The sequence below is a fragment of the Pseudomonas sp. St290 genome (genome assembly GCF_018325805.1).
GTDB lineage: Bacteria > Pseudomonadota > Gammaproteobacteria > Pseudomonadales > Pseudomonadaceae > Aquipseudomonas > Aquipseudomonas bijieensis.
Map to the genome: position 1 here is coordinate 763185 of NZ_AP014703.1, position 19878 is coordinate 783062.

Annotated in this window: 16 protein-coding genes; 4 read left to right on the top strand and 12 right to left on the bottom strand. The window is 62.2% G+C overall.

What is annotated here, in order from left to right; translation table 11 throughout:
* Window positions 1-173: 173 nt before the first annotated feature.
* The gene (locus tag PBDP_RS03255; protein WP_109752201.1) at window positions 174-1187 is read left to right on the top strand and encodes an AI-2E family transporter; all 1014 of its coding nucleotides are present in this window, start codon (window positions 174-176) and stop codon (window positions 1185-1187) included.
* 133 nt (window positions 1188-1320) lie between these two features.
* Here the strand turns inward: PBDP_RS03255 and PBDP_RS03260 are convergent, their stop codons facing one another.
* A complete protein-coding gene (locus PBDP_RS03260) occupies window positions 1321-2595 on the bottom strand; it encodes an Hsp70 family protein (RefSeq protein ID WP_109752202.1) in 1275 nt (424 codons plus the stop codon).
* Window positions 2596-2891: 296 nt separating this feature from the next.
* Here PBDP_RS03260 and PBDP_RS03265 point away from each other — a divergent pair, with 296 nt between their 5' ends.
* From PBDP_RS03265 to PBDP_RS03275, 3 genes are all read left to right on the top strand, one after another.
* Window positions 2892-3830: a DnaJ C-terminal domain-containing protein gene (locus tag PBDP_RS03265; protein WP_163855516.1), complete on the top strand. Its 939-nt coding sequence runs from the start codon at window positions 2892-2894 to the stop codon at window positions 3828-3830.
* Window positions 3831-3880: 50 nt separating this feature from the next.
* Entirely contained in the window at window positions 3881-4180 is a 300-nt protein-coding gene (locus PBDP_RS03270) for a chaperone modulator CbpM (RefSeq protein ID WP_109752204.1), read from the top strand.
* Between the two features lie 104 nt (window positions 4181-4284).
* Window positions 4285-9315 (top strand): NEL-type E3 ubiquitin ligase domain-containing protein, encoded by a 5031-nt coding sequence (locus PBDP_RS03275; RefSeq protein ID WP_212801807.1) that lies wholly within the window; start codon window positions 4285-4287, stop codon window positions 9313-9315.
* A 117-nt stretch (window positions 9316-9432) separates the two neighbouring features.
* Here the strand turns inward: PBDP_RS03275 and ureC are convergent, their stop codons facing one another.
* From ureC to urtA, 11 genes are all read right to left on the bottom strand, one after another.
* Window positions 9433-11133 carry an urease subunit alpha gene (gene ureC, locus PBDP_RS03280; protein ID WP_212801808.1) on the bottom strand — a complete coding sequence of 567 codons (1701 nt, stop codon included), beginning with the start codon at window positions 11131-11133 and terminating at the stop codon, window positions 9433-9435.
* Window positions 11134-11274: 141 nt separating this feature from the next.
* Entirely contained in the window at window positions 11275-11580 is a 306-nt protein-coding gene (locus PBDP_RS03285) for an urease subunit beta (protein ID WP_014336352.1), read from the bottom strand.
* On the bottom strand, window positions 11577-12110 hold the full coding sequence (locus PBDP_RS03290; RefSeq protein WP_109752206.1) for a GNAT family N-acetyltransferase: 534 nt from the start codon (window positions 12108-12110) through the stop codon (window positions 11577-11579). The genes PBDP_RS03285 and PBDP_RS03290 overlap by 4 nt, the downstream gene beginning before the upstream one ends.
* A 7-nt stretch (window positions 12111-12117) precedes the next feature.
* Window positions 12118-12651, bottom strand: a complete 534-nt coding sequence (locus tag PBDP_RS03295; RefSeq protein WP_109752207.1) for a GNAT family N-acetyltransferase — start codon at window positions 12649-12651, stop codon at window positions 12118-12120.
* Between the two features lie 9 nt (window positions 12652-12660).
* Window positions 12661-12963: an urease subunit gamma gene (ureA, locus tag PBDP_RS03300; RefSeq protein WP_003197350.1), complete on the bottom strand. Its 303-nt coding sequence runs from the start codon at window positions 12961-12963 to the stop codon at window positions 12661-12663.
* A 153-nt stretch (window positions 12964-13116) separates the two neighbouring features.
* The gene (locus PBDP_RS03305) at window positions 13117-13968 is read right to left on the bottom strand and encodes an urease accessory protein UreD (protein ID WP_109752209.1); all 852 of its coding nucleotides are present in this window, start codon (window positions 13966-13968) and stop codon (window positions 13117-13119) included.
* A gap of 30 nt (window positions 13969-13998) precedes the next feature.
* Entirely contained in the window at window positions 13999-14697 is a 699-nt protein-coding gene (gene urtE, locus PBDP_RS03310) for an urea ABC transporter ATP-binding subunit UrtE (protein ID WP_212801809.1), read from the bottom strand.
* A gap of 167 nt (window positions 14698-14864) precedes the next feature.
* Entirely contained in the window at window positions 14865-15734 is an 870-nt protein-coding gene (gene urtD / locus PBDP_RS03315; protein WP_109752211.1) for an urea ABC transporter ATP-binding protein UrtD, read from the bottom strand.
* Window positions 15731-16810 (bottom strand): urea ABC transporter permease subunit UrtC, encoded by a 1080-nt coding sequence (urtC, locus tag PBDP_RS03320; RefSeq protein ID WP_109752212.1) that lies wholly within the window; start codon window positions 16808-16810, stop codon window positions 15731-15733. Before urtC ends, urtD begins: the two co-directional genes overlap by 4 nt.
* A complete protein-coding gene (gene urtB, locus PBDP_RS03325; RefSeq protein ID WP_109752213.1) occupies window positions 16810-18312 on the bottom strand; it encodes an urea ABC transporter permease subunit UrtB in 1503 nt (500 codons plus the stop codon). The genes urtC and urtB overlap by 1 nt, the downstream gene beginning before the upstream one ends.
* A gap of 161 nt (window positions 18313-18473) precedes the next feature.
* Entirely contained in the window at window positions 18474-19739 is a 1266-nt protein-coding gene (urtA, locus tag PBDP_RS03330; RefSeq protein WP_025211599.1) for an urea ABC transporter substrate-binding protein, read from the bottom strand.
* Window positions 19740-19878: the final 139 nt, after the last annotated feature.

Here is a 19878-nt window from a genome sequence, read left to right on the forward strand (position 1 = left end):
GTGGATTTGTCGTGCTCGGTCCATCGTGGGAGCGAGCCTGCTCGCGATGGCCGGCGCAAAAGTTACAAAAAACCCCTGAACTGCGACCAAGGTCGGCCGACACAATCCCTAGTGCTGTCAGCGGATCGCTGGCAGACTGCCGATCCTTTCACGCCGTTTTGTCCTGAGGCTGTATGCCAACGTTTTCTCAGCGTCATGTGTTGTTGGTGATCAGTTGGGTGATCATTTTTGGTGGGCTGTTGCTGGTGCTGCCGCTGCGCCTGTTGCCGAGCCTGCTGGCCGGGTTGCTGGTGTTCGAGCTGGTCAACATGCTCACCCCGCAGTTGCAACGGTTGATCGAAGGCCGCCGCGCTCGCTGGCTGGCGGTGGCGTTGCTGGGCACGCTGGTGGTCAGTGTGCTGACGTTGATCTTCGCCGGTGCCTTCAGTTTCCTGCTCCATGAAGCGGAGAACCCTGGCGCGTCCCTGGACAAGTTCATGGCGGTGGTCGATCGTGCCCGCGGACAGTTGCCGCCGTTCATCGACGCTTACCTGCCAGCCAGCGCCGCCGAGTTCCGCGTGGCGATCGGTGACTGGGTGAGCAAGCACCTGAGCGACCTGCAACTGGTGGGCAAGGACGCGGCCCACATGTTCGTGACGCTGCTGATCGGCATGGTCCTGGGGGCCATCGTTGCCTTGCAGCGCATCCCCGACCTGACCAAGCGCAAACCCCTGGCCGCAGCGCTGTTCGATCGCCTGAACCTGCTGGTCAAGGCGTTTCGCAACATTGTCTTCGCCCAAATCAAGATTTCCCTGCTCAACACCTTTTTCACCGGGATCTTCCTGGCGGTGGTGCTGCCGCTATTCGGGATAAAACTGCCGCTGACCAAGACCCTGATCGTGATGACCTTCCTGCTGGGGCTGCTGCCGGTTATCGGCAACCTGATGTCCAACACGCTGATCACCATTGTCGGCCTGTCGCTGTCGATCTGGGTCGCCGTGGCGGCGCTGGGTTACCTGATCGTGATCCACAAGCTCGAATACTTCCTCAACGCCCGCATCGTCGGCGGGCAGATCAGCGCCAAGTCCTGGGAGTTGCTCATGGCGATGCTGGTGTTCGAAGCGGCATTCGGTCTGCCGGGGGTGGTGGCGGGGCCGATTTACTACGCTTACTTGAAGAGTGAGTTGAAGCAGGTGGGGATGGTTTGAACCGGTGGGTGTGGCGTCTGATCTGGCGCCATCGCGAGCAGGCTCGCTCCCACAGTCAACGGCATTCCTTCTGAAGAAACCCGGTCAAGTGTGGGAGCGAGCCTGCTCGCGATAGCTGCGCCTCGGTCTTGGATCAGGCCTGCGTGCCGTAGCGCTTCATCGCCTCGATCGCCAACCCGCTGCCGATGCTGCCGAAGATATTGCCTTCCACATGCCGCGCCTGGGGCAGCATTGCCGAGACGCTGTTGCGCAGCGCCGGGATGCCGCTGGAACCGCCGGTGAAGAACACCGTGTCCACCTGATCGACCCGCACGTTGGCATCGTTGAGCAACTGCGAGACGCTGCCGCGCACCCGTTCCAGCAAGCCGTCGATGGCCGACTCGAACAAGGCTCTGCTCAGGTCCACGCTCAGGCCCGGCTCGATCCGGTCCAGTGGCACGTGGCGCTGGTCGCTGTGAGTCAGCTGGATCTTGGTTTCTTCCACTTCCATCGCCAGCCAGTGCCCGGCGCGCTGTTCGATCAACTTGAACAGCCGGTCGATGCCGCCAGTGTCTTCGATGTCGTAGCGCATGCTGCCCAGGGCCAGGGTGGATTTCTGCGAGTACACCGCGTTGATGGTGTGCCAGGTCGCCAGGTTCATGTGGTGGCTGGTGGGCATGTAGGCGCCGCTTTTCATGCGGCTGCCGTAGCCGAACAGCGGCATCAGGCCGGCCAGCGACAGTTGTTTGTCGAAGTCCGTGCCGCCGATATGCACGCCACCGGTGGCGAGGATGTCGGCGTGACGGTTGTCGTGGGTGCGACGCTCGGGGGACAGGCGCACCAGGGAGAAGTCCGAGGTACCACCGCCGATGTCGACGATCAGCACCAGCTCTTCCTTCTCGATGGTCGATTCATAATCGAAGGCCGCCGCGATGGGTTCGTACTGGAATGAGACTTCCTTGAAACCGATGGCCCGGGCGACGTCCACCAGGGTGTTCTCCGCCTCCTGGTCGGCCAGTTCATCGTCGTCGACGAAAAACACCGGGCGCCCCAGTACCACTTCTTCGAATTCCCGACCGGCGGTGGCTTCGGCGCGTTTCTTCAACTGGCCGATGAACAACCCCAGCAAATCCTTGAACGGCATCGCCGTGCCCAACACGCTGGTGTCGTGCTTGATCAGCTTGGAGCCCAGCAGGCTCTTGAGCGAGCGCATCAGCCGGCCTTCGTAGCCTTCCAGGTATTCGTGCAGGGCCAGGCGGCCATACACCGGACGGCGCTCCTCGAGATTGAAAAAGACCACCGAGGGCAGGGTGATCTTGTCGTCCTCCAGCGCGATCAACGTTTCCATGCCGGGGCGCAGCCAGCCGACAGTGGAGTTGGACGTGCCAAAGTCGATGCCGCAGGCACGGGCCGGGGATGCGTTTTTCATGTCTTTCGGGTTCCAGTTGAAAAAACGGCCGCGCAGTGTATGTCAGTGCGGCGCGGATTCGAAGGCCGGTTATCCGCTAATTCGTAAACGTTGGCCTTGAAAGCTGCCCTCATACCCCCAAACTTGCTGGCATGGGCCTGGTAGCACAGGGCGGTGCAAGAACCGCCACCGGCTGCCGATAAACTTCTGAAGCGCCGCCCGGTCACAAACCTTGAGATCGGTCAAACCCTCAGGACTTGTATCACGAGCATGCTGCGGGTGGCGGTGCGATATCGATAACGGATGGTGATCCTTCGATGGACTTCAAAGACTATTACAAGATTCTGGGTGTGGAGCCGACGGCTGACGACGCCACGATCAAGGCCGCCTATCGCAAACTGGCGCGCAAATACCACCCGGATGTGAGTAAGGAAAAGGACGCCGAGACCAAGTTCAAGGACGTCTCCGAAGCCTACGAAGCGCTGAAAAGCGCCGACAAACGCGCCGAATACGATGACCTGCGCCGCTACGGCCAGCACGGCCAGCCGTTCCAGGGCCCGCCGGGCTGGCAGAGCCGTGGCGGTTTTGGTGGGCAGGACACTGGGGATTTCTCGGACTTCTTCAGTTCGATCTTCGGCAATCGCGGGCCGGGTTTCGGTGGCGGACAGTCAGGTCGCAGCGCCGGCCGTCGAGGGCAAGACGTGGAAATGGAACTACCGATTTTCCTGGAAGAGACCCTCTCGAGCGAGTCGAAGAAAGTCAGCTTCCAGGTGCCGCAGTACAACGCGGCCGGCCAGCATGTGAGCAACACCAGCAAAAGCCTGAACGTGAAGATTCCGCTGGGCGTGACCGACGGCGAACGCATCCGCCTCAAAGGCCAGGGTGCACCCGGCATTGGCGGCGGTGCCAATGGCGATCTGTACCTGACCATTCGTTTCGCGCCGCACCCCAAGTTCGATGTCGAAGGCCAGGACCTGATCATCACCTTGCCCCTGGCGCCGTGGGAGTTGGCACTGGGCACCGAAGTGGCGGTGCCGACCCTGACCGGCAAGATCAACCTCAAGGTCCCGGCCGGCAGCCAGAACGGCCAGCGCATGCGCGCCAAAGGCCACGGCCTGCGCAACAAGACCGGCGAGCGCGGCTACCTGTTCGTGCAGCTCAAGGCCGTGATGCCCAAGGCCAACGACGAGGCGGTCAAGGCGCTGTGGGCGGAGCTGGCGAAGAAGGCTGCGTTCGATCCGCGGGAGAACTTCTGATTGTCTTGAGGGGCTAGACTCGACAGTTAAAGCATTGGGAGAAGCAGACCATGAACAACCCGATCATTGAACTGACTCTGACGGAATTCTGCGAGGCCGCCGCGTTGGCGGATGTCCATGTTATCGAGATCGTCGAGCATGGCATCCTCGAACCCCACGGCGCGGCCCCGACGGATTGGCGCTTTACCGATTACGAACTGGTCTTGGCCAAGCGTGCCGCGAAGTTGCGGCACGACTTGGAGTTGGAATGGGAAGGCGTCGCCCTGGCCCTGGATTTATTGGAAGAGGTCCAGCTGCTGCGAGCCGAGAACCGCCGGTTGCGCCAGCAACTGGGCCGCTGGGTGGGCTGACAGGCCCGCCGGCCACAGTGCTCGAAGACGCAATAAATAGTTACCGCACACCGCGGTGACGCACTGGTTAGGCTCGGGTTTTCCATTATCAAGGATGACCCGATATGTCAGAGTTCACCCCCCGTCTTGCCATTCCCCAAGGCGAGCATTTCGACCTGCTCAAAGCCCGTATTCCCGGCTGGTACAGCGGGGCCATCGTGCAACGCCAGCAGGAGTTGAGCGACCATGCGCTGGAGTTTCCGGACTGGTACGCGAAAGCGTCCCCCGACCTCTGGAACAACCTCAAGGACAGCCACGCCCGATACCGTGAACGCCTGAACCAGGTCGACAACTACTTGGGCAATATCCAGGATATCCGGGCCTTTGCCGAACCGTTGCTCAAGCAGGCGATTCAGGATGAGTTCAAACTCTCGCTGAACGTCAACGAGGTTTATTTCGTCCGTAAGTACGGGCGCAAGACCCGCGATGATTTTTTTGCCGCGCTGGTCCTGGACAACGAAGGTGGCCACTTCGATCGCTACGAATACCGGGGCACGTCGTTGCTGGAGGCCGCGCTGGCCAATTTCGAGTCCGGCGAAGAGCGCAAGCCCGGTTGTGAAGACTGCAGCGCCATTACCACGCAGCGCCCGTTTTATGGTAGCGACGTCATGCCTTCCATCGAGGCTTTTCGCGCGTCGGCACTGCCGATGGCCCCTGAAGCCTTCGCCAGACTATGTCGCACGCTGGATTTGGGGCGCCAATACCAGGCACACATCAACGCTATCGTGCGACCCGACGACAGCGGCGCACGCAACCGCTTGGATCATCAGTTGCGCGAGCACCACAAACAGGGCTTGGCGCTGAGCATCGAGATCGCCCGGGCCAAGACGGACATCAGCCCGGCGGCCTACTCAATGCTGCAGCAGGTGATCCACGGGGCAAGCGGCATCAGCCTCGATGGTGAAGCGGTGACGTTCACGTCCCTGAAAATCTTCGACATCGAACTGGTCGGCCCCGTGTTGATCGGCCCCGACCTTGAAAGCAGTCGTCGGGTGGTGCCCGTCGTGGCCTACCTGCCTGGCGATCCCGAGCATCCCCTCAAGGAATATGCCTCCAGTACCGACTTCATGGCCGAACTGCGGCGACGCCTGCATGGCATTGCCTATCGCCGCTTCTTCAGCCGTTTTGTACCGCTGCGCCAGCAAGGGGCATTTTTCAAGCAGTTCAACCGTTTTTATCGACCCTCCTCGCAAGCGAGTGATCAGGCCGATTACCCGCTCAAGTCGTCATTGCGCAACCTGCCCATGGACAACTCACCGATTCCCGGCGACCTGTGGGAGGCGCTGCGTCTGCGGCAGCTCCAGAAGATTCAGGCGGACGCCCGGGCGGTGGCGGTGCCTACCGGCGATGAAGACAGGAGCGCGCGTCTGGCGCGCCTGGACAGCTACCTGAACGCGGTGGTCAATGTGTTCAACCTGGCGGCGTTCGTGGTGCCCGGATTGGGGCCGTTGATGCTGACGGTAGGGGCCGTGCAAATGTTCAACGAGGCGTTCGAGGGCATCGAAGCGTTCGAACATGGGGATATCCGGGAGTTGTGGGCGCATTTCTCCAGCGTGGCCCTCAACACGGCATTCGTTGCCACCGGCGCGGCGGTGCTGCCGCACATTCAATGGTCGGGCAGGGTGGAGCAGTTGGAGTCCGTCCAATTGGCCAATGGCGAGTCGCGTCTCTGGCGTCCCGACCTGACGCCCTACCGCAGTGAATTGGAACCGCCCGCGACCTCGATTCCGGATGCCCAGGGCCTGTACCGGTTCGACGACCGCCGGATCCTGCCTCTGGGTGAGCAATACTACGAAGTGCAACAGGACCGGCAGAGCTTGCGCTATCGCATTCGTCACCCTGCCCGCCCGGAGGCTTACCGACCCGAGCTGACGGGCAACGGCAGCGGTGCCTGGAACCATGAGCTGGAACGGCCGCGCACCTGGCAAGGGGGGACGTTAATGAGGCGGCTGGGTCATCGCGTCAAGGCTTTCAGCGACGCCGAGCTGGAGCAGATCCGCGTCGCCAGCGGTACCACCGAGGACGTGCTGCGACGGCTGCATGTCGAAGGCGAACCGCTACCGGTCTTGCTCGCCGATACGATCGAGCGCTTTGACCTCTGCCGGCAGATCGACCGTTTCATCGGGCAGTTGCAAAGCGAAGATTCGCTGCGCCGTGAGCAGGCCGATCCGATGCTCCAGTTGCATCTGCTCACCCAATACGGGCCGTGGCCAAGAGGGCTGAGACTGCAAGTGGTCGACGGTTCCCGCCGGAGCCTGTGGGAATACCTTCGGCCATCGGAAGGGGACGCCCCGATTCGTGACGTCATCGTTCCCGAGGCGGACGTACGCAGCTCTTTGGCGTTGAAAAAACTGATCGAGGCGGTGGACGCCGTGGGCATCGATCTGTTGGCCGGTACCCGGCCACCCATTGCAAAAACGAAAATAGACGCCCGAGTCGGGCAATTGCGCAAGACCCTGGCCGAGCTGGCGGAGAATGACAAAGTACAACTGCTCAATGATCTCTACACCAGGGGAACACCGCCGAGTGACCCGTCTGCTGCGCTGCTCAAATCCCGTTTTCCCTCGGTACCGACCGCGGCGATCGAGCAGATAGGCCTCTTCGCCAGCCCGCAAGAATTGCAAGAAATGCTCCGCTGGGACTTCGCCGATGCCACCCAGACCAAACCCATCCCGCTGCGTATCGCCGAAGAGCTGCGTTACTATCAGCGTGCGGTGCGTTTGAACCGAGTCTACGAGGGTTTGTATCAGGAGGCACTGGCCACGGCGGACACGCCCCGGCTGGTGTTGGCCACCTTGAAAACCTTGCCCGGCTGGAGCGATACGGTACGCATTGAACTGCGCGAGGCCGCTGTTTCCGGTGCTTTGATCGACAGCATCGGGCCGCAAGACGCCAGCCAGGTCAAGGTTGTGGTCAGGGACGATGATCGCTACCAGGCTTTTGACGACAGCGGCAATGAACTGAGCCATTGGGGCAGCGTTTTCGATGCCTTGCAGCACGCCCTTCCGGATGCCGAACGCAGGGCCATGGGCCGGCCTTCGATTCATCAGGCAGACCTGTTGAAACAGGCCATTGGTGCCGCGCCATTGCCCAGGGATGCGCTGGCGAGCCTTTTGAAGATGCCCGCGCTCAAACCCTCCTTCCGGTCGCCGATGCGCCTGGCTTCGGGCAAAGTCGGCTACCCCATGGGCGGGCTGCGGGATTGGTTGGGCCTGGGCCGATCGCCGCAAAGCCGGGTCCTGGAGTTGTACCCGGGCTATTCGGCGGAACAAACCCAGGCCCTGTTGCGATCATTGGGCGATGGCGCGGTAAAGGAACTCAAACGACGTAAAGTCGAGTTGAAAATGCTGCGGCGGGATCTGGACCGCTGGGTCGCTAGCCCTGCATGGCGCAGTGTGGGTAATTCCCAGCAGCGAGTGCCGATGTTGCTCAAGCAGGTGGCGGCTGACCAAATCGAGCGATGCTGGCGGCGCCAGAGCCCGGTCGCTGTGGGGGTGGACGGCCGCAGGATCGGCTATGAGCTTGAGCTCAACGGCGTCAATGTCGGGACATTGCCGGAGCTGACGGCCGATTTCAGTCATGTGGGCGTACTCAAGCTTCGTAACATGGGGTTGTCACTCAACCACTGCGACGACTTCCTCAGCGGGTTCTCCTCCCTTCGTCGGTTGGACATGTCCGGGAACAGGTTGAGTGATATTCCGCAGGCCGTGGCGGCAATGAAGGATCTGGACACGCTTGAACTGCAGAGGAACCGGATTGGCCTGAGCCCTGGCGGCGTGGAAGTCCTGCAAGGTCTTACCCGCTTGAAAAACCTCCACCTGGATCACAATGGGCTGAGGCGGTTACCGGATTTCAGTGCTTTGCCTGACCTGGAACGATTGGATCTGAGGCATACCGGGATCACTACCTGGCCCACCGGTCTGCGGGACCAACCGCTGGAGCTGATTGATTTGCGCAATAACGGGTTGACCGAAGTGCCGGATCATTTGCTCGATCCGCCCGCCGAGCGTGCTCATGCCACGGCACGTCTTAACCGCGTGACGCTGTTGCAGGGCAACCCTCTGAGCGAGATAGTCCAACAGCGCATGCGTGATTATTGGGATACGGTCTTGCAAACGCGTTCCGAATGGATGGTCCTGCGTCTGCCCGGTGCGTTTGGGCATGCGGTGCCGGGCAGGCCGTCGAACATGCAGCGATGGTTGCGCAACCTGTCCGGAGAGCAACTGGCGGACAAAAGGGCTTTGTGGATGAGCCTGGCGGGTGAGCCACAATCGGGAGAGTTTTTTGAGTTGTTGAACCGGTTGGCCGACTCCTATCAGGGCCTGAGAGATTATCCGGACCTTCATGCCCGCGTCTGGCAAATGCTCGAAGCGATGGGGAGCTCCACCGACCTGCGTCATGAGTTGTTCGACCTGGCTGGCCGGCCGGCGTGTGAAGATCGCGCGGCGCTGTCGTTCAGTTACCTGGAAATCAAATTGATGATCCACAACGCCAGGGCCTTGGCGGCTGGCAAGGATGAGGCGACAGCGCTCATCCAGTTGGCCAAGGGGCTGTTTCGCCTCGATGAGGTGGAGCGTATTGCCCTGCAGGATATCCAGCGGCGCCGTGACGCGATCAATGCCCGTACCGATCTGACCGACGAGGAGAAGCTCGAAAACCTGGTGCTGATAGAAGAAGTCGAGGTCCGTCTGGCTTACCGAGTGGGCCTCAAGGATCGGCTGGCGCTGCCGGGACAACCCGCAGGCGGGAGTTTTCTCACGCTGGGGGATGTCACCCCCGCAATGCTCGACGCCGCCGCCAGTCAGGTCCTGGCCCTGGACGACTCACCCCAGCAGTTTCAGTCATTGGTGGGCCGGGATTTCTGGATCGATTATTTGAAGCAGCAGCATGGGGCTTCTTTCCAGGCGCTGAATGACACCCTTATCGCCAGGCAGATTGAACTGGATGAGGCAAAGTCGGCCGGGACCCTGGAGGAATCCGACTACGTCAACCAGTCCGAGGCGTTGGACTTGCAACACAAGATCAAGGAAGCGGAGCTGATCCAGTCGTTGACGCGAACCGAGTTGGCCGCGCTGCCGGAAAGCACCGATCTGTAAGCGAATCCGGCCCGATCATTTCAGGCCGGAATGACCCCCGTGGTGGGGAACTCATTTGTGGCGAGGGGATAAATCCCCTCGCCACAGAAGCTCTCTCGCCACAAGGGTTGCGCGGGTTCAAAACAGGAAGTAGCGCTGCGCCATCGGCAGCACTTCGGCTGGTTCGCACCACAGCAACACCTCATCGGCCTTGACCTGATAGGTCTGCGGATCGACATCGATGCTCGGCAAGTAGTCGTTGTGAATCAGGTCGGTCTTCTGCACATCGCGGCAGCCCTTGACCACGGCGATTCTCTTCTTCAGCCCGAGCTGTTCCGGCAACCCGGCCTCGGCGGCGGCCTGGCTGATGAAGGTGAGGCTGGTGGCGTGTCGTGAGCCGCCGTAGCTGGCGAACATCGGCCGGTAGTGCACTGGCTGCGGTGTCGGGATCGAGGCGTTGGCGTCGCCCATCAGGCTGGCGGCAATGGCCCCGCCCTTGAGGATCAGCGTCGGTTTGACGCCGAAGAACGCCGGGCGCCACAGCACCAGGTCGGCCCACTTGCCCACTTCGATGGAGCCCACTTCATGGCTGATGCCGTGGGTGATCGCCGGGTTGATGGTGTACTTGGCGATGTAGCGTTTGATGCGGAAGTTGTCGTTGCCTTCGCCGTCACCGGGCAAGGCGCCGCGTTGCTTTTTCATCTTGTCGGCGGTCTGCCAGGTGCGGGTGATGACTTCGCCGACACGGCCCATGGCCTGGCTGTCGGAGCTGATCATCGAGAACGCGCCCAGGTCATGAAGAATGTCTTCGGCGGCGATGGTCTCGCGGCGGATGCGGCTCTCGGCGAAGGCCACGTCTTCGGCAATGCTCGGGTCAAGGTGATGGCAGACCATCAGCATGTCGAGGTGTTCGTCGATGGTGTTGCGGGTGAACGGCCGGGTCGGGTTGGTGGAGCTGGGCAACACGTTGGGGAAACCGCAGGCCTTGATGATGTCCGGCGCATGTCCGCCACCGGCGCCTTCGGTGTGGTAGGTATGGATGGTGCGGCCCTTGAAGGCGGCGAGGGTGGTTTCGACGAAACCGGATTCGTTGAGGGTGTCGGTGTGGATCGCCACCTGCACGTCGTACTGGTCGGCCACGCTCAGGCAGTTATCGATAGCCGCCGGGGTGGTGCCCCAGTCTTCGTGCAGCTTCAGGCCGATGGCGCCGGCCTTGACCTGTTCGATCAACGGCTCCGGCAGGCTGGCGTTGCCCTTGCCGGTGAAGCCGATGTTCATCGGGAAGGCGTCGGCGGCCTGGAGCATGCGCGCCAGGTGCCACGGCCCGGAGGTGCACGTGGTGGCGTTGGTCCCGGTGGCCGGGCCGGTGCCGCCGCCGATCATGGTGGTGACGCCGCTCATCAGCGCCTCTTCGATCTGCTGCGGGCAGATGAAGTGAATGTGGGTGTCGATGCCGCCAGCCGTGAGGATCATGCCTTCGCCGGCGATCACCTCGGTGCTGGCGCCGATGGCGATGGTCACGTCGGGCTGGATGTCCGGGTTGCCGGCCTTGCCGATGGCCGCGATGCGCCCGTCCTTGAGGCCGACATCGGCCTTGACGATGCCCCAGTGGTCGATGATCAGCGCGTTGGTGATCAAGGTATCGACGACCTCGGCGGCCAGCAACTGGCTCTGGCCCATGCCGTCGCGAATCACCTTGCCGCCGCCGAATTTCACTTCTTCGCCGTAGGTGGTGAAGTCCTTTTCCACTTCGATCCACAACTCGGTGTCGGCCAGGCGGACCTTGTCGCCGACGGTGGGGCCGAACATGTCGGCGTAGGCTTGTCTCGAAATCTTCATGTGCTTGCCTTGGAATTCAATTGAATGTGGAAACCGTTCGCTTCGCTCACTCATCGCGAGCAGGCTCGCTCCCACAGTTGATCGCATTCCCCTGTGGGAGCGAGCCTGCTCGCGATGGGGCCGGTGCTGGCACCCTATGACTTAAAGGTCGCCCATGACGCGCCCGGCAAACCCGAACACCCGCCGATGCCCGGCCAGGTCCACCAGTTCCACCTCGCGGCTCTGGCCCGGTTCGAAGCGCACCGCCGTGCCGGCCGGGATGTTCAGGCGCATGCCACGGCTGGCGGCGCGGTCGAAGGTCAGGGCGTCGTTGGTTTCGAAAAAGTGATAGTGCGAACCGACCTGGATGGGCCGGTCACCGCTGTTGGCGACGTTCAGCGTGAGCGTGCGGCGGCCGACGTTGAGTTCGATGTCGCCGGGTTGGACCTGGTATTGGCCTGGAATCATTGCGGTTGCCCCAAAAGCTTGTAGTAGATGGCGGTCGGGGTGTAAGTCCCGTCCGGGCTCTGGCAGTAGTCGGGCAGTTCACCGACGCGGGTATAGCCCATGGCGCGGTAGAATGCCTCGGCCTCGGAACCGGCCTCGGTGTCGAGGTACAACAGGCCACGTTTGTGTTGGCGGGCGCCGAGTTCCAGGGCGCTCATCAATTGCTGGCCCAGGCCCCGACGGCGAGCCTCGCCGCGCACGAGCAGCTTCTGTACCTCGGCGCGGTTGAGGCCGTTGGGTTTCTGGCACAAGGCGAGTTGGACACTGGCTTGTACCTGTTCATCCTTGACCACCACCCACAGCAACAGGTGGCCTTGGTTGAGGCTGGCCTGGACCTCGTCGAAATAGGCGCGGGCCTGGACGGCATCGAGATCGGCCATGAACCCCACGCTGGCGCCGTACCCGACGGCGTCGAGCAACAGATCGATCAGGCCCTGGCGATAATGCGCAAAGCTCTCGGCGTGGACTCGACGCAACTGGGCGGGGTTCATTGGCTTTTCACTCCTTATCGACGGCAGGCGGTAGCGCCCCGGGATTGAGGTTCAATTGCATGAAGGTCAGGTCCAGCCAGCGACCGAACTTGGTTCCCACTTCGGGCATTTGCCCGGTGATCACGAAACCGGCCCGCTCGTGCAGGCGAATCGAGGCCGCGTTACCGCTTTCGATGGCGGCGACCATGACATGTTTATCGCAGGCCCTGGCACGCTCGATCAAAGCGCTCATCAATAGAGGGCCAAGGCCATTGCCGCGCTGGTCGCTACGCACGTACACCGAATGCTCCACGGTGTGGCGGAAGCCGTCGAACGGCCGCCAGTCGCCGAATGAAGCGTAGCCGAGCATGTTCTCCTCGGGGTCACTGACCACCAGTATCGGGTAGCCCTGGGCTTGCCGGGCGCTGAACCATGCCTGGCGGTTGCCCAGGTCCACGGGCTGTTCGTTCCAGATCGCCGTGGTGTTGAGGACGGCGTCGTTGTAGATGTCACGGATCGCCGGCAGGTCGGCGGGCTGGGCGTCACGAACGTGATAGGTCATGACACGGCCTCAGGCGATGGGCTGGTGGACGGTGACCAATTTGGTTCCGTCGGGAAAGGTCGCCTCGACCTGGATTTCCGGGATCATTTCCGGGATGCCTTCCATTACCTGTTCGCGGCTTAGCAGGGTGGTGCCGTAATGCATCAGCTCGGCCACGGTCTGGCCGTCACGGGCGCCTTCGAGCAGGGCTGCGGAAATGTAGGCCATGGCCTCAGGGTAATTGAGCTTCAAGCCACGAGCCAATCGCCGTTCGGCGACGAGGCCGGCGGTGAAGATCAGCAGCTTGTCTTTTTCGCGTGGGGTCAGGTCCATGTGCAATCCAATAAAGGCAGGTAAAAATTACAGATCCTTGAATACTGCCCCTGTGGGAGCGAGCCTGCTCGCGATAGCGGTGTGTCAGTCAACATTTATGGTGAATGTTCCATTGCTATCGCGAGCAGGCTCGCTCCCACAGGACCAGCGGATTCAGGTGCTCCAGATTCTGGGAGGTACCGCCTCTCGACCGAGCATTGCCGGGCGCAGAAGCCTCCACAATTCAATCAACCATCCCCGCGCCAGCAGCGCCTCGCTCGCCAGGCAGCGGGCCACGACCAGCCCGGGCAACTGCGTCAAATCCCCACGCACGTCATGGCCCAGGGATCGGCATTGTTCCAGCCGCTCGCTGTCGATTTCGCCGGTCACCAACAACGTGGCGAACACCGGGTCGCCGCCCAGGCCGATGGGCGAGTCCAACAACCCATCACCGCCCACAATGCGCTGGCGCTCATGCCACAGCAACTGGCCGTCGCGGCGAATGTCCAGCCGCGACTGGAAATGCCCCAGGTCGAACCGCTCGCCGCTGGCCGGTCGGCCGAGGGCAACCATGTCCCAGTAGAACAGCCGCCCATCGCCCTGCAGGTCGATGCTCGTGCTCAGTTCGGCCTGGGCCGCGCTGAAGACGATGGTTTCCTGGGGCAGCCATTCCAGGGTTGCGCCGGGGGCGACGCTGAGGCTCAGTTGTTGATACGCCGGGCCGGCGGCGCGATACCACTTGGCCGCGCCGGGGCTGGTCAGTTGCGCCCAGGCGCCAGGGCCGACGTGGGCCGAGATGTCCAGGCGGTCACCGCCGGCAATCCCGCCAGGCGGGTGGACGATGATGTGCTGGCACACCTCGGGGCCTTCGGCGTACAGGTGCTTCTGCACCCGCAGCGGGCCTTTGTGCCGCCGCTGGACCGGGCGCGTGCAATCGCCAAAGCGGGCGTAACCCAGATCCAGCTCGGCATGCCAACTGGGGGTGAACACCGCAGAAGGGGCCAGTAATGAGACAGGTAGATTCATGATTTCTGATTATCGTCAGGACGCTACAGACTAGATCGTAACCAGCCCGCGCACACCCTCGGCTTCCATATTTTCTCCGCGCCCCTGCTGCACGATCTCGCCCCGGGACATCACCAGGTACTGATCGGCCAGTTCGGCGGCGAAGTCGTAGAACTGCTCCACCAGCAAAATCGCCATGTCGCCCCGGGCCGCCAGTTTCTTGATCACCGCGCCGATCTCCTTGATCACCGAGGGCTGGATGCCCTCGGTGGGCTCGTCGAGAATCAGCAGGCGTGGACGGCTCGCCAGGGCCCGGCCAATGGCGAGCTGCTGTTGCTGGCCACCGGACAGGTCACCGCCACGGCGTTGTTTCATCTGCAACAGCACCGGAAACAGCTCGTAGATGAACGCCGGCACTTCCTTGGCCTCGGCACCGGGGAAGCGCGACAGGCCCATCAGCAGGTTTTCTTCCACTGTCAGCCGCCCGAAAATCTCCCGGCCTTGAGGCACGTAGGCGATGCCAGCGTGTACCCGTTGGTGTGGTTTGAACGCGGTGATGGCCTTGCCTTCCCAATTCACCGCGCCTTCCTTGGCCGGCAGCAGGCCCATCAGGCATTTGAGCAGGGTGGTCTTGCCCACGCCGTTGCGCCCCAGCAGGCATGTAACTTCGCCGACCTTCACGTCAAACGACAGGCCGCGCAGGATGTGGCTACCGCCGTAGTATTGGTGCAGCTTGTCGACTTGCAGCATGTTCCAGATTCTCCTCAAGTCCCTTGTGGGAACAATGGCTTTCTGTGGGAGCAAAGCTTGCTCGCGACAGCGGCACCTCGGTCCATCGGAAGGACCGCGTTATCGTTCATCGCGAGCAAGCTTTGCTCCCACAGGCCCGCTCCCACAGGGGGAATGTGTTTGCAGGGCTAGCGACCGAGGTACACCTCGATCACCCGCTCATTGTCCTGCACCTGTTCCAGCGAGCCTTCAGCCAGCACACTGCCCTGGTGCAACACGGTGACGTGGTCGGCAATCGCGCCGACGAAGCCCATGTCGTGTTCCACCACCATCAGCGAATGCTTGCCCGCCAAGGACTTGAACAGCTCGGCGGTGAACTCGGTTTCGGCGTCGGTCATGCCCGCTACCGGTTCGTCGAGCAGCAACAGTTGCGGGTCCTGCACCAGCAGCATGCCGATCTCCAGGAACTGCTTCTGCCCGTGGGACAACAACCCGGCAGCACGATTGACCGAGGTGGTAAGGCGAATGGTTTCCAGCACTTCGCTGATGCGCGTGTGTTGCTCGCCAGTGAGTTTGGCCCGCAGGCTGGCCCACACCGATTTGTCGGTCTTGAGCGCCAGCTCCAGGTTTTCGAACACGCTCAAGGCTTCGAACACCGTGGGCTTCTGAAACTTGCGACCGATACCGGCCTGGGCGATCTGTACCTCGCTCATGCTGGTCAAGTCCAGGGTTTCGCCGAACCAGGCCTTGCCATGGCTGGGTCGGGTCTTGCCGGTGATCACGTCCATCAGTGTGGTCTTGCCGGCACCGTTGGGGCCGATGATGCAGCGCAATTCGCCGACGCCGATGTACAGGTTCAGATCGTTCAAGGCCTTGAAGCCATCGAAGCTGACGCTGATGTCTTCCAGGGTCAGGATGGTGCCGTGACGGGTGTTCAGGCCAACGCCCGCCGCCTGGCCGAGGCCGATGGCGTCGCGGCTGCTGCCGGCATCCTGGTTGGGTTCGGGCGGAAAAAAAGCGGGTTCGAGCATGAATTCGGCACTCGCTGTAATTCTCATTGTTCACCTCTTTTCTTCAGCAGGCCGATCACGCCCTTGGGCAAGTACAGCGTCACGACGATGAACAGCGCACCGAGGAAAAACAGCCAGTACTCAGGAAAGGCCACGGTGAACCAGCTCTTCATGCCATTGACCACGCCGGCGCCCAGCAGCGGTCCGATCAGCGTGCCGCGCCCGCCCAGGGCGACCCACACGGCCGCCTCGATGGAGTTGGTCGGCGACATTTCGCTGGGGTTGATGATGCCCACCTGCGGCACGTACAACGCGCCTGCCAGGCCGCACAAAACCGCACTCAACACCCAGACGAACAGCTTGAAGCCACGGGGATCGTAGCCGCAGAACATCAGGCGGTTTTCCGCGTCGCGCAGGGCGGTCAGCACACGACCGAATTTACTGCGGGCCAGGCGCCAGCCGATGAACAGGCTCGCCACCAGCAACACTACCGTGGCGAGGAACAACACCGCCCGGGTGCCCGGTTCGGTGATGCCAAACCCCAGGATCGAGCGGAAGTTGGTGAAGCCGTTGTTGCCGCCAAACCCGGTTTCGTTGCGAAAAAACAGCAGCATTCCGGCGAAGGTCAGGGCCTGGGTCATGATCGAGAAATACACGCCCTTGATCCGCGAGCGGAAGGCGAAGAAACCGAACACCAGCGCCAGCAACCCCGGCGCCAGCACCACCAGGCACATGGCCCAGAGGAAGCTGTCGGTGCCGGCCCAGTACCAGGGCAATTCGGTCCACGACAAAAAGGTCATGAACGCCGGCAAGCCATCCCCGGCCGCCTGGCGCATCAGGTACATGCCCATGGCGTAGCCGCCCAGGGCGAAGAACAGGCCATGACCGAGGGAGAGCAGGCCGGCGTAGCCCCAGACCAGGTCCAGGGCGAGGGCGACGATGGCGTAGCAGAGAATCTTGCCCACCAGGGTCAGGGTATAGGCCGAGACGTGCAACGGATTGTCCGCCGCCAGCAACGACAGCAACGGCAGGCTCAGCAGCACTGCCAGGATCACCGCGCCGACGGCGAGGGTGACTTTGGGGCCGGCCTTTTGCGTGGCCGTGAGCATCAGGGGCTGGTTCATCAGTCGATTACCCGTCCTTTGAGCGCGAAGAGGCCTTGCGGACGCTTCTGGATGAACAGAATGATCAGCGCGAGGATCAGGATCTTGCCGAGCACGGCGCCGATCTGCGGTTCGAGAATCTTGTTGGCGATGCCCAGGCCGAACGCGGCGAACACACTACCGGCCAACTGGCCGACGCCGCCGAGCACCACCACCAGGAACGAGTCGATGATGTAGCTCTGGCCCAGGTCGGGGCCGACGTTGCCGATCTGGCTCAGGGCCACGCCCCCGAGCCCGGCGATGCCCGAGCCGAGGCCGAAGGCGAGCATGTCCACGCGACCGGTGGGCACGCCACAGCAGGCAGCCATGTTACGGTTCTGGGTGACGGCGCGGACGTTCAGGCCCAGGCGCGTCTTGTTCAGCAACAGCCAGGTCAGCGCCACTACGAACAGGGCGAAGGCGATGATCACGATGCGGTTGTATGGCAGCACCAGGTTGGGCAACACCTGGATCCCGCCCGACAGCCAGGCCGGGTTGGCGACTTCGACGTTCTGCGCGCCGAACACCAGGCGCACCAGTTGGATCAGCATCAGGCTGATGCCCCAGGTGGCGAGCAGGGTTTCCAGTGGGCGCCCGTAGAGGTGGCGAATTACTGTGCGCTCCAGGGCCATGCCGATGGCGGCGGTGATGAAAAACGCCACCGGCAGGGCGATCAGCGGGTAGAACTCGATGGCGTTCGGGGCGAAGCGCTGGAACAGCATCTGCACCACATACGTGGAATAGGCGCCGAGCATGAGCATTTCGCCGTGGGCCATGTTGATCACCCCCAGCAGGCCAAAGGTGATTGCCAGGCCGAGGGCGGCGAGCAGCAGGATCGAACCCAGGGACATGCCGCTGAAGGCCTGGCCCAACAACTCGCCCACCAGCAGTTTGCGCTTGACCTGGCTGAGGCTGGTTTCCGCAGCGGTGCGTACGCTGGCATCGGTTTCGACGCCGGGTTCGAGCAAACCTTCGAGGCGGGTGCGGGCCAGCGGATCGCCGGTTTCTCCCAGCAACCGCACGGCAGCCAGGCGCACGCTCGGATTGGCGTCCACCAGTTGCAGGTTCGCCAGGGCCAGGCTCAGGGCGGCGTGTACGTCTTCGTCCTGCTCGCCGGCCAGTTGCCGATCGAGAAAGGCCAGTTGCGCCGGACGGGCGCTTTTTTGCAATTGCTGCGCGGCGCCCAGGCGTACGCGAGCATCGACAGCGAGCAGTTGATGGCTGGCCAGGGCGGTTTCGATCAGCCCGCGCAAGCGGTTGTTCAGGCGCAGGGTCTTGGGCTGGCCATCGACGGTCAACTGGCCTTGCTGCAAGGCATTGATCAGTTCGACACGCTCCGGCTCGGGCTGCGCGGCCCAGGTTTCCAGGAGCTTAGCCTGCTGGGTCGGGTTGGCAGCGACGAAGTCTTCGGCGTCGCCGGCGTGGGCCCCCAGTGGCAACAGCAGCACCAGGGCGAGGATGAGGCGGTAAAGGGCGGTGGGCATATGCTAGGCCTTGCGCGAACTTCTTTCTGTGGGAGCGAGCCTGCTCGCGATAGCGGTGTGTCAGTCACATCTTTTCTGGCTGACCCACCGCTATCGCGAGCAGGCTCGCTCCCACAAGGGTTGTGTGTCGGTTCCGGGATCCGGGACCGACACCCATGGGCTCAGTTGCTCTTCACTGCATAGTCAGGCTTCTTGTCGTTGCCGGCGATGAAGGGGCTCCACGGTTGGGCGCGGATCGGGCCTTCGGTCTGCCAGACCACGTTGAACTGACCGTCGGCCTGGATCTCGCCGATCATCACCGGCTTGTGCAGGTGGTGGTTGGTCTTGTCCATGGTCAGGGTGTAGCCCGACGGTGCGGCGAAGGTCTGGCCGGCCAGGGCTTCGCGGACTTTGTCGACGTCGGTGGACTTGGCTTTTTCCACCGCTTGCGCCCACATGTGGATGCCGACATAAGTGGCTTCCATCGGGTCGTTGGTCACCGCTTTATCGGCGCCTGGGAGGTTCTTGGCCTTGGCGTAGGCTTTCCAGGAGTCGACGAATTTCTTGTTTGCCGGGTTATCCACGGACTCGAAGTAGTTCCATGCCGCCAGGTTGCCCACCAGCGGTTTGGTATCGATGCCGCGCAGTTCCTCTTCGCCCACCGAGAAGGCCACGACCGGTACGTCGGTGGCCTTCAGGCCCTGGTTCGCCAGTTCTTTATAGAAGGGCACGTTGGAGTCGCCGTTGACCGTGGAAATGACCGCAGTCTTGCCGCCGGCCGAGAACTTCTTGATGTTGGCCACGATGGTCTGGTAGTCGCTGTGGCCGAACGGGGTGTAGACCTCTTCGATGTCTTTGTCCGCCACACCTTTGGAGTGCAGGAACGAGCGCAGGATCTTGTTGGTGGTGCGCGGGTAGACGTAGTCGGTGCCCAGCAGGAAGTAGCGTTTGGCACTGCCGCCTTCTTCGCTCATCAGGTATTCCACCGCTGGAATCGCCTGCTGGTTCGGCGCGGCACCGGTGTAGAACACGTTTGGCGACATCTCTTCGCCTTCGTATTGCACCGGGTAGAACAGCAGGCCGTTGAGCTCTTCGAACACCGGCAACACCGACTTGCGCGACACCGACGTCCAGCAGCCGAACACCACCGCGACCTTGTCCTGGGTCAGTAACTGACGGCCCTTTTCCGCGAACAGCGGCCAGTTCGACGCCGGGTCCACGACCACCGCTTCGAGCTTCTTACCGTTCACACCACCCTTGGCGTTGATCTCGTCGATGGTCATCAGCGCCATGTCCTTGAGGGACGTCTCGGAGATCGCCATGGTGCCGGACAGCGAATGCAAGATGCCAACCTTGATGGTCTCGGCGGCCTGGACGGTCCAGGCCATGCCCATCGCGGCAATGCTTGCCGAGAGTGTAAAAGCCTTGATCAAGCTACGACGCTTCATTGTGCGATCTCCGTGGACTTATGAGTTTTTTTTGAGGGCAGATGCAAACGCTGAAGGTGCTTTTGCAAGGGGTGTGCCCGGTCGGGGGAAGGCTTTGAAATGCGGGGTTGGCGGCGGGAGAGGAAAACGACAATGCACC

What these genes read in the sequence shown, in the direction of transcription:
- PBDP_RS03255 (WP_109752201.1), top strand. Translation starts at nt 174, where the DNA reads ATGCCAACGTTTTCTCAGCGTCATGTGTTGTTGGTGATCAGTTGGGTG.
- PBDP_RS03260 (WP_109752202.1), bottom strand. Translation starts at nt 2,595, where the DNA reads ATGAAAAACGCATCCCCGGCCCGTGCCTGCGGCATCGACTTTGGCACG.
- PBDP_RS03265 (WP_163855516.1), top strand. Translation starts at nt 2,892, where the DNA reads ATGGACTTCAAAGACTATTACAAGATTCTGGGTGTGGAGCCGACGGCT.
- PBDP_RS03270 (WP_109752204.1), top strand. Translation starts at nt 3,881, where the DNA reads ATGAACAACCCGATCATTGAACTGACTCTGACGGAATTCTGCGAGGCC.
- PBDP_RS03275 (WP_212801807.1), top strand. Translation starts at nt 4,285, where the DNA reads ATGTCAGAGTTCACCCCCCGTCTTGCCATTCCCCAAGGCGAGCATTTC.
- ureC (WP_212801808.1), bottom strand. Translation starts at nt 11,133, where the DNA reads ATGAAGATTTCGAGACAAGCCTACGCCGACATGTTCGGCCCCACCGTC.
- PBDP_RS03285 (WP_014336352.1), bottom strand. Translation starts at nt 11,580, where the DNA reads ATGATTCCAGGCCAATACCAGGTCCAACCCGGCGACATCGAACTCAAC.
- PBDP_RS03290 (WP_109752206.1), bottom strand. Translation starts at nt 12,110, where the DNA reads ATGAACCCCGCCCAGTTGCGTCGAGTCCACGCCGAGAGCTTTGCGCAT.
- PBDP_RS03295 (WP_109752207.1), bottom strand. Translation starts at nt 12,651, where the DNA reads ATGACCTATCACGTTCGTGACGCCCAGCCCGCCGACCTGCCGGCGATC.
- ureA (WP_003197350.1), bottom strand. Translation starts at nt 12,963, where the DNA reads ATGGACCTGACCCCACGCGAAAAAGACAAGCTGCTGATCTTCACCGCC.
- PBDP_RS03305 (WP_109752209.1), bottom strand. Translation starts at nt 13,968, where the DNA reads ATGAATCTACCTGTCTCATTACTGGCCCCTTCTGCGGTGTTCACCCCC.
- urtE (WP_212801809.1), bottom strand. Translation starts at nt 14,697, where the DNA reads ATGCTGCAAGTCGACAAGCTGCACCAATACTACGGCGGTAGCCACATC.
- urtD (WP_109752211.1), bottom strand. Translation starts at nt 15,734, where the DNA reads ATGAGAATTACAGCGAGTGCCGAATTCATGCTCGAACCCGCTTTTTTT.
- urtC (WP_109752212.1), bottom strand. Translation starts at nt 16,810, where the DNA reads ATGAACCAGCCCCTGATGCTCACGGCCACGCAAAAGGCCGGCCCCAAA.
- urtB (WP_109752213.1), bottom strand. Translation starts at nt 18,312, where the DNA reads ATGCCCACCGCCCTTTACCGCCTCATCCTCGCCCTGGTGCTGCTGTTG.
- urtA (WP_025211599.1), bottom strand. Translation starts at nt 19,739, where the DNA reads ATGAAGCGTCGTAGCTTGATCAAGGCTTTTACACTCTCGGCAAGCATT.